The 8,803-nt window shown below is 63.6% G+C and carries 7 protein-coding genes; 1 reads left to right on the forward strand and 6 read right to left on the reverse strand.

The window, feature by feature from the left end; translation table 11 throughout:
* Nucleotides 1-69 precede the first annotated feature (69 nt).
* Nucleotides 70-630, reverse strand: coding sequence for a YceI family protein (locus NZ993_01770; GenBank protein ID MCS7154525.1), 561 nt, complete (start codon nucleotides 628-630; stop codon nucleotides 70-72).
* Nucleotides 631-649: 19 nt separating this feature from the next.
* Nucleotides 650-1,306 carry a hypothetical protein gene (locus NZ993_01775; protein ID MCS7154526.1) on the reverse strand — a complete coding sequence of 219 codons (657 nt, stop codon included), beginning with the start codon at nucleotides 1,304-1,306 and terminating at the stop codon, nucleotides 650-652.
* Between the two features lie 102 nt (nucleotides 1,307-1,408).
* Here NZ993_01775 and NZ993_01780 point away from each other — a divergent pair, with 102 nt between their 5' ends.
* Nucleotides 1,409-1,726, forward strand: coding sequence for a septum formation initiator family protein (locus tag NZ993_01780; GenBank protein MCS7154527.1), 318 nt, complete (start codon nucleotides 1,409-1,411; stop codon nucleotides 1,724-1,726).
* A 19-nt stretch (nucleotides 1,727-1,745) separates the two neighbouring features.
* Here the strand turns inward: NZ993_01780 and NZ993_01785 are convergent, their stop codons facing one another.
* From NZ993_01785 to NZ993_01800, 4 genes are all read right to left on the reverse strand, one after another.
* Nucleotides 1,746-4,193 (reverse strand): putative LPS assembly protein LptD, encoded by a 2,448-nt coding sequence (locus tag NZ993_01785; protein MCS7154528.1) that lies wholly within the window; start codon nucleotides 4,191-4,193, stop codon nucleotides 1,746-1,748.
* Complete coding sequence (locus NZ993_01790) at nucleotides 4,178-5,143, reverse strand: ROK family protein (GenBank protein ID MCS7154529.1); 966 nt, start codon at nucleotides 5,141-5,143, stop codon at nucleotides 4,178-4,180. The genes NZ993_01785 and NZ993_01790 overlap by 16 nt, the downstream gene beginning before the upstream one ends.
* Before the next feature lie 51 nt (nucleotides 5,144-5,194).
* A complete protein-coding gene (eno, locus tag NZ993_01795) occupies nucleotides 5,195-6,487 on the reverse strand; it encodes a phosphopyruvate hydratase (protein MCS7154530.1) in 1,293 nt (430 codons plus the stop codon).
* 126 nt (nucleotides 6,488-6,613) lie between these two features.
* Nucleotides 6,614-8,335: an MG2 domain-containing protein gene (locus tag NZ993_01800; GenBank protein ID MCS7154531.1), complete on the reverse strand. Its 1,722-nt coding sequence runs from the start codon at nucleotides 8,333-8,335 to the stop codon at nucleotides 6,614-6,616.
* Nucleotides 8,336-8,803 lie beyond the last annotated feature (468 nt).

The raw sequence follows: 8,803 nt of genomic DNA on the forward strand, positions 1-8,803 counted from the left end.
CCCTCCTTTTTTGCTCAGCCGGCCTTTAACAAAGAGCGTTCCGAGCTTGGTCCTGCGTCAAAATGTCCGTCAGGCTGGCCGGCGGACCAGGATCTCAAAACGGATGTCCAACTCATCTCGTATGGGCAGCAGCAGCAGTCTGGGTCGGCGCACGCCAAAATGGCTGAGCAGGATCCGAAAACCTCCCTTGGCGTACAGCCCCTCGGCCGTGCGCAAGACGTCCACGAGCGCGCTTATGGGCCTTGATTGTCCGTGAAACTGCAGCCGCCCGGATACGCGCCATTGGCCGCGTTGGCCGTCCCAGGTCAGGATGGCCACGGAGTCGGACTCGAAGCGCACCTCGGGGTAGCGATCGGCCTCCACGACCAGTAGCATGTTGGAGTCGCGGTTGTCGTTGTCGCTTGAGAAGCTCTCCACGGGCGCCCAGATGCGCACGCGCGTTAACCCGGGACGCTCCGGATCAAACCAGACGGCGCCCCGTACGTCTCGGCTTGTACCCGTCCAGCTGTGCGCCGGATGGTATCCCCGATAGATGATCTGGCTTTGCCCGCGGTCCACGGCCCATTCTTTGGGCTGCGCCCAGGCCGCGGCGGTCGCCCAGGCGCATAGAAACAGCAGGCTCAGGTGCATTCCCTGGGGCCTCCTCGCGTTAAAATTCCCACAACGTCATCCCGAAAGCGCCCAGGAGGGCTCCGTAGGTGATCCAGCCCACCCAGCGGTGCCAAGAGCGCAGACGTCGATACGTATCCGGATTTTGCGCGTTGCGCATCGCCCATCCGAGCCAGGGCTGCGCCATCATGCCGGGGAAGTGCACGAAGGCCAAATACCGGTGGAGCTGAATCGGATACAAGCCGGCTTGATAACGCCGGGCCGGAGGGGCAAGCATAGACAAGCTGGCCGTGGCCATATACAGTCCGAAGCTGAGGTATCCCAGGGCCTGGTGTACGGGCTGCAGAGCCGAGTAGTAGCGGGCCCCTTGGCTGTACATGAGCTGCCCGGTGAGCACCTGGGCCGTCATGGCGCCCAAAAGCAAGAAGCCCAGCTTTTGATGCGTCTGCAGCATCTCCGCTCGGAGCGCAAGCTCAGCCCTTCGGCTCGGGGGGTCTAGGCCGAGCAAGCGCACTAGCCCCTTGCGGCCCCAAAAAAATCGGTTTACGAGCGGCATGTTCTCAGGCAGGCTATCAAGCCGGCTCATCCGTAGGGTATCGGAGGAAGCTTCAAACCCCAAGCCTTCTAAGGGACGGGCCGCCACCTGGGCGCATGCGGAGAGCATACCTACCGACAACACGACAGAATGGAAGCGCATAAATGCGATCCTTTCATCTGGCGAGCGATCAAAAGCAAAACGCTTGCGGTGCGGCTTTGGCTCCCAGATGGGCTTGCCTAGGGGGGAAAAAATCCCCACCTTATGCAAGCTATGGCCGTTTACGGAGCATTTCGATGGCCCGTTTCTTGGCGCGCGCTGTTGCTTATGCTCGCGGCCCTGGTGCTCATCTGGGTGGTGTGGTTCGACTCCCACAGCCTGTGGCGGCGCTGGGAGCTAGAACGTCAACGGGCCCGCCTGATCCAGGCCAACCGGGAGCTGCAGGCCGAGATCGCCCGGCTGCAACGAGAGATCGCGCTTTTGCGCCACGATCCCCGAACCATCGAACGCATCGCGCGCGAAGAGTATGGCATGCGCCGACCCGGCGAGACGATCTACCGACTCATGCCGCGGCCGCGCTGAGCGTTCGGCCCGAAGTCCCCTAGAAGCGATCTAGCCAGTCCTGCCGCCGCACGAAGCGCAGATCGCGCAGCAAGGGAGATTTTACGCGCAGTTCGAAAAAGTAGCTCTGTCGCTCGCCAAACGGGATGACCTGCAGGGATAGCTCCCAGCAGTGCAGATCCCGATACAGCGCAATCGAGGTCGTGGTCATGCGAGCCTGAACCAGATCGTATCCCGTGATACCCGAAAGGCGCCAGCCCGGGGTGAGGGACACGCTAAAGGAGGCGCTCAGAGCCGAGGACCAGATGCGCCGGCCCGGCTCTGGGTATTGGAAGCGCACGTAAGCGTTTAGCGCAACGTTCCAGGGTCGCTCCAGAAGCGCCGCGGCCGAATCCGAACGAACCCGAATCCCAAGGAGCTCAGGCCGCAGAGCAGCGCTCAAGGAAAAGCCCCAGGAATCCAGCCGCAACAGCCCCTGACCGGCCCGAAAGGCCCACTGGTTGCGCACCCGGCCCCGGGCGTCCAACGCGTAGGGGCTCCACGTGATGGTTCCGTCCAAGGAGGTGCCGGACCACAGGGTTGTGCGAGCGGCAAGCACAAGCGGGCTCCAGGCCAGGGAGTCGACCCCGATCCGATAGCCGCTAAGCAGGCTCAGCGACTCCACAATCCGAATGACCTCATAGCGCCGGCCGTTGCCGAGGGTATCCGGGATAGCCCGGCGCGTCTCAAGCCGGTTGTTGAGGCCCATACTCAGCACCCCTCCGCCCCTCTGCGGGGGGGCTCCGTAGAGGGCCCCCTCGAAGGGGCTATAGAGCGCCGTGCGGCCCTGTGCATCGACCTGCACGCGACGAAAGTAACCCCAGAGCGGAGCCCTGTAGTCGGGCGTCCAGCGCAGCGACAGCGACGGCTCCAGAACGTGTCGAAAGCCCTCCAGCGACCCCAGGCGCCAGGGGAAGATGCCAAAAAGCCGCGTCACTAGCCCCGCGCCCACGTCCAGGGTGCGCAGGGCGCGGAATCCGCGCACGCGGAGCGTGTCCACGCGGCCGCGCTCCGGGTTCCAGCGCAGCCGCAGGGTCTGCAAGTACCAGGCCTCCGTGTAGTTGAGCGCGGGGCTTATGGTTATGTACCGCAGCACAGGGAAGGAAGCGTACACGGGCACCTGATGCAGCGCGCCGGCCCGAAAGCGCTCCTCCTCTGCGCCCATGGCGAGCCGGTACAGACGCGCCGAACGCAAGGCGTCAAACCAGGACACCTCCGGATAGGCGGGGTTGGGCCGAAACGCGAACCGGTTTTGCAGCTCCAGACTGTAGCTCACGTTGATCGCCTCATACCAGCGACGGCCCTCCGAGCCGTGGCGGAACGGGGCGAAGGTTCGACGGCTTATCCGCAGCGTGGGCGCCTGAAGCTGCATGACCCCAGTGGCCAAATCCAGCGTCTGCGAGGCGTCCAGAGAAAGGCTCCAGGGGCTCTGGGGGGCGCTGCGGGTAAGCGCGATCGTGTTGCGGATGTCGCGCCGCCACAGGTCGGCCAGATCCCGGCTGAGGCGCCGGAAATACGTCCCGCTGGCCAGATACACGTTCGCCGAAAGCCGCGTCCATGGGTCCAGCTCCTGCGCGTGGGCCCACCGCAGATGGGCCTCTGTACGGCGCTGGTATGCGGGATCCTCCGGCTCTCCGAGCACCTGCCGCAAGTAGCCCAGTTCCAGAGCGCCCTGAAAGCGATATCGCAGGGCATAGCGCAACTCGGCGCGCAGGCCCCAGCTGCCACGCGTCCAGACGTCCCCTCGCAGCGTCAGGTCCAGATGATCGCTGATGCCCCAGTAGTAGCCGCCATCGCGCAGGAAAAACCCGAGCACAGGGCTTTGTCCGTAGGTGGGCAGCAGCAACCCCGAGCGCCGACGCGTCTCGAGCGGAAAGTAGGCGAAGGGCAGCCAAAGCGGCGTAGGCAGGTTGAGCACGTGCAGCTGCACGTTCTGCGCGAGCACCTCTCGCTGTTCGATCAGCTTCATGCGGCCGGCACGCAGAAAAAAGTGCGGCCGGTTGAGCTCGCAGGTCGAAAACCGAGCCCCTTGTATAAACAGCACCCGGGGTTCGACGCGCTTGGCCACCTCGGCCCGCAGTGAGCCTTGTTCCAGCCGACCCTGCGCTCCCACGATCCGACCCCGGCGCGTGCGGTAGTTGTAGGCGATCTCTTGGCCCGTTAAGACCTCTGCCGCCTGCACGAGGCGCGGCAGCTCGGCGCCTTGGGCTCTGGCCTCCAGAAGAGCGGAGCCGGATTCCAGGCTCACCGCGGGCGCCTCCAGGACGACCTCCTCGTAGCGTAGCCGCACCCCACCGAAGAGCTCCAGGCGTATCGCGTGGGAATCAACGCGGACCACGAGGGAATCCCGAACCAAAAAACGCACCCCCGTGCGCAACGTATCGGCCCTTTGGGCCTGCGCTGCGCCAAAGAGCGCAACGAAAAAGAGGGCGCTTAAGGCCCAGCGCATGCGCGTTCGAAGATCAGCTGCGCAGCGCCCAGCACGCCGGCCTGATTACCCAAGGCGGCGGGCCGGAGCTCAAGACCATCTCGGAAAGGCGGCATAAGGCGCTCTAGAAGGGCCGCTTGAGCCGGCTCCAAAAGCAGCCCCCCGGCCTGCGCCACACCGCCGCCTACGATTATACACCGAACGTCCAGCAGATGCACCGCGCTTGCGAGCGCATATCCAAGCAGGCGCCCCGCCTCGGCTAGAACCGCACGCGCTAGCTCGTCTCCGGCTTGGGCTGCTTCGACCAGGTCCCGAACGCCCGCCCGGGTCCGACGCAACAAGCGCATCGCAAGGGAGCTTTCGGGGTGTTTTTTCAAAAGCCGTCGCGCGCGGCGCAGCACATACCGCTCCCCCACGTAGGCCTCGATACAGCCGCGGGCGCCGCAGTTGCAACGCGGACCCCGGTAGTGGATCGTCATGTGGCCGAATTCGCCCGCGCCGCCTGAGAGCCCGCGCCAAAGGCGGCCGTCTAGGACCACAGCTCCCCCCACGCCGGTGCCCAGGGTCAGGAGCAGAAAATGCCTCATTCCGCGTCCCGCCCCGAAGGCGGCCTCTCCGCGGGCGGCGGCATTGGCGTCGTTGTCGAGCGCAATCAGAGCCGGCCAGTCCAAATGAGCCCGCAGCCGGTCCACTAGGGGCACCACGGTCCAGCCGGGAAAATTCGGCGGATAAGAGACCGTGCGCCCCTCTTGGTCCACATGCCCGGCACAGCCGATCCCGATCCCCAAGGGCGGCTCCGGGGCCTCCGCCAGCAGCAGGCGCACGGCCTCGGCCATCTGCCTGATGACCCGCTCTGGCCCCTGCGCGGCCCGCGTGGGCAGTCGCATGGCGCGCACGACCCCCCGAGAAGCCTCCACAAGAGCCGCCTTCAGAAACGTGCCCCCGACGTCGAGCCCGATCGCATACGGCATGGCGCGTTCGTCTCCGACATGGGGCCGGAGCCAGCCCCGTCCAAGAAGCCCTTATTGGAGGATGCGAAACGCGTTTCGGCCCGCGAAACGAGCCGTATCCTCAAGCATCTCCTCCAGGCGCAAAAGCTGGTTGTACTTGGCCAGGCGCTCCGATCGAGAAGCGGACCCAGCCTTGATCTGCCCGCACTCGGTGGCCACGGCCAGGTCCGCGATCACGGTGTCCTCGGTCTCCCCGGAGCGATGGCTCATGATGGCCGCGTATCCGGCCCGGTGGGCCATCTGCACGGCCTCCCAGGTCTCGGTGAGCGTGCCGATCTGGTTGGGCTTGATCAGAATCGCGTTGGCCACCCCCTGCAGGATGCCCCGGTGCAGCCGGCGGGTGCTGGTCACGAACAGATCATCCCCGACCAGCTGCACCCGGTTTCCCAAGGCCTCGGTTAGCAGCTTCCAGCCCTCCCAGTCGTCTTCGGCCATGCCGTCTTCGATCGACAGGATCGGATAGCGCTCCACCCAGCGCTCCCAGAAGCGCACCAGGTCCTCGGCGGAAAGGGCCTCGCCCGTCGACTTGGCGAGCACATAGCGGCCCTGGCGACGGTCCCAGAGTTCGCTCATGGCCGGATCCAAGGCGATGAAGACGTCCTGACCGGGCTCGTAGCCAGCGGCCTCTATGGCCTGCAGGATGAGCGCGATGGCCTCTTCATTGGACTTGAGGTTCGGAGCAAAACCTCCCTCATCGCCCACGGCGGTGCTGTAATGACGCTCTTCGAGCACCTTGCGCAGGGCATGGAAGACCTCCACCCCCATTCGCAGCGCCTCTGAGAAGGAATCCGCGCCGGCGGGCGCGATCATGAACTCCTGAAAATCCACGTTGTTCGTGGCATGGCGACCACCGTTGAGGATGTTCATGAGCGGAACGGGCAGCGTACGAGCCATAGGGCCGCCCAGATACTGAAACAGGGGCTGGTTGAGCGTGGCGGCCGCGGCCTTGGCCGCAGCCAGCGAGACCCCCAGGATGGCGTTGGCCCCGAGACGGGATTTGTTCGGAGTGCCGTCTAGCTCGATGAGCGTGCGGTCGATGCGCACTTGTTCAAAGACGCTCATACCCACGATGGCCTCGGCGATCTCGTTCTGCACGCTTTCGATCGCACGGCGCACGCCTTTACCCCCATAGCGGTCCGGGTCGCCGTCGCGCAACTCGACCGCCTCGTGTTCGCCCGTAGAGGCCCCGCTGGGCACCGAGGCCCGTCCCAAGATGCCTTCGTCTGTGTAGAGCTCTACCTCCAAGGTGGGGTTTCCGCGCGAATCCAGGATCTCGCGCGCGATCACCTCCTCGATATGTGGCATAGCCATTCCCTCGCATTTAAAGACCCCGTTGAAAATGAGCCGAATCTCCGGGCAAAGGCAACCGAAAAAACGGCCCGGGCCCTTCAGGACCCGGACCGTTGGCGGGTAGGTTTGGGGAAGGGTCGTTTAGCGCACGAGGATGAGCTTACCGGCGGGCAGAGCCTCTTTTTCCGTGCGCAGCCGGTACAGGTATACGCCGCTGGCCAGCTCCTGTGCGCGCAGCTGCACGCTGTGCCATCCGGCCGAGCGCAGTTCGCCATCGAGGAGCACGCACACGCGCCGGCCCAGCAGATCGTAAAGCTCAAGCCATACGCGTTCGGCCCGGGGTAGGCCGAAGCGGATCGTGGTCACGTCCCGAAACGGATTCGGGTAAGCAGGGGCCAGCTCAAGGCGCTCCGGCACTTCGGGAGAGGTCTCTTGCGCCACGGTCGTGGCCGTGTTGCGCTCCACAAGCAAAAGGAAGCCCTCTCGGGCCCCTAAGCTCACCTCAGCCCAGGAGGCGCGCGCGTAATCCGGGCCGATCTCCTCCGGGGTCGTAAAGAGCCGCTGCGGCCAGAACAAGATGCGCCGGGTGCCGCGGATCGCCGAATCGGCGCCCGCGACATAGAGGCGCACCTTGATGCGATCTCTAAGCTCCGGACGCTCTATAGAGGCCGCGTCTACAAGGTTATAGGCCACAAGCGGGCCCAAGATCCGGTAAGAGGGCTGTAGAAAGAGGAATATGCGCACCGTATCGGCCCGCGATAGCTCTAGGCGGGGCGCAAGTCCAGAGAGAGCGTCCCGCGAAACCTGCAGCTGAGCGACGGGCCGATTCTGCAGGCGCAGCTCCCCGCGCACCACGGGCTCGGATTCAGACCGAAGGACGCTGAAGAAGCGCACCACCTCCGTCCAAGTCGAATCCGCCAAGGGGCCGTAGCGGGCTCTTATGTATCCAGAACCGGTGGGAGTAGAGGCGGATAGGGTCCAACTAAGCTGCCAGCGCCCCTGAGCGTCGGTGCGGACGGTCCAGGTGCGAACGGAATCCGCAACCTGCAGCTGTAGCTGCACCGGCGCATTCGCCACGGTTTGCCCGCCATCGGTGAGGAGCTCGCCGAAGAAGCGCAGGGTCTCACCGGGCTGATAGCGCTCCCGCTCCAGGGTGCCCGTAAGAAGCATGCCGTGGACGAAAAGCTCCACCGTACGCCGCAGTCCGTCGGCCTCGATGATTAGGCGCGTTCTCCCCGGCCTTCGGGGCTCGATGAGCAAGGAGTCCCCGCGCAACAGCGCGGATGCGATCTCAGGTTGTTCGACCTGAACGCGGCCCTGATGCGGCGGATAAAGCGCCTGGCCCTGATAGCGGAGCTGTACCCTCCAGAGGCGCGGCTGAAGCAGTCGCAACCTGGCCTGAGCTCCGATTTCCAACGTATCGTACAGCACAAGGGCGCGCGCCGGAGGCTCAGGCTCCAGGGCGGCCGCCTCCGGGCGCACCGGATCCAGCAGCAGACGAGCTCGCATTTGGGGGCTGGCTAGGCCCTGCCAGCTACGCATGAGCGTTTCTTGTCCTGTGCTGTCAACGCGCAGCAGCTCAATCCGATATGGTCCGGTTCCGGATCCATAAAACATCACCTGCATCGGCCCCTGGCTCGGATCCAGGCGCAGGATCTTGGCCCCTAGGGAGTCGTCCTCCCAGAAGGCGGCCCCGGGTAAGCCAAGGTACCGTTCCCCACGCGCGCCGCGGCCCACCATAAGCCCCAAAGTATCGGCGGCAAGGGCCTCTACGGGAGAGAAAATGCGCAGCTTCCAAAACTCTCGCTGCAAACTCACCTGCTCTACCAACGCGGCGCTGTAGCGGCCAAAAGCGTTTTGCATAGCCTCTTGCGCATAGACGGATATCTGGGGGACGTAGAACACGACCGCTTGTAATGCGGCTACATCGGCGGCTATTAGGGCGTAGCGATTAATAGCCTTTACGCTCAGATCTATTAAGGTCGCCATGGGAGCGGCGGCGCCCGCTGAAGCAAGCGTGGCAATAGCACCCGCGGCACTAACTATAGGTTCTACGACGTCTTGTGTTATAAATTTCCCCCAAAATCTATAGTGGTGCATCGTATTATGCACCCTATCTATATTAGATGTGGCCAACCGGAGCATATTCATACTTGCTTTAATATCTTCATCATATGCTCCCTGATACTTAGGAAATCCATATCTTCTGGCTAATTTTACATTTTCTACCATCTGTTCAAATAAAATTTCCAAATCCATCATAATTCTATTTTGATATATATTTTGCATAATATTTTTTATAGAGTTATAAGCATTTTTAACTGGAGAAAT

Source organism: Bacteroidota bacterium, from assembly GCA_025059945.1.
Classification (GTDB): domain Bacteria; phylum Bacteroidota; class Rhodothermia; order JANXDC01; family JANXDC01; genus JANXDC01.

Excerpts from the sequence above, each read along its gene's own strand:
- NZ993_01770 (MCS7154525.1), bottom strand. The coding sequence starts at position 630 with ATGCACCTGAGCCTGCTGTTTCTATGCGCCTGGGCGACCGCCGCGGCC.
- NZ993_01775 (MCS7154526.1), bottom strand. The coding sequence starts at position 1,306 with ATGCGCTTCCATTCTGTCGTGTTGTCGGTAGGTATGCTCTCCGCATGC.
- NZ993_01780 (MCS7154527.1), top strand. The coding sequence starts at position 1,409 with ATGCAAGCTATGGCCGTTTACGGAGCATTTCGATGGCCCGTTTCTTGG.
- NZ993_01785 (MCS7154528.1), bottom strand. The coding sequence starts at position 4,193 with ATGCGCTGGGCCTTAAGCGCCCTCTTTTTCGTTGCGCTCTTTGGCGCA.
- NZ993_01790 (MCS7154529.1), bottom strand. The coding sequence starts at position 5,143 with ATGCCGTATGCGATCGGGCTCGACGTCGGGGGCACGTTTCTGAAGGCG.
- eno (MCS7154530.1), bottom strand. The coding sequence starts at position 6,487 with ATGCCACATATCGAGGAGGTGATCGCGCGCGAGATCCTGGATTCGCGC.
- NZ993_01800 (MCS7154531.1), bottom strand. The coding sequence starts at position 8,335 with ATGCAAAACGCTTTTGGCCGCTACAGCGCCGCGTTGGTAGAGCAGGTG.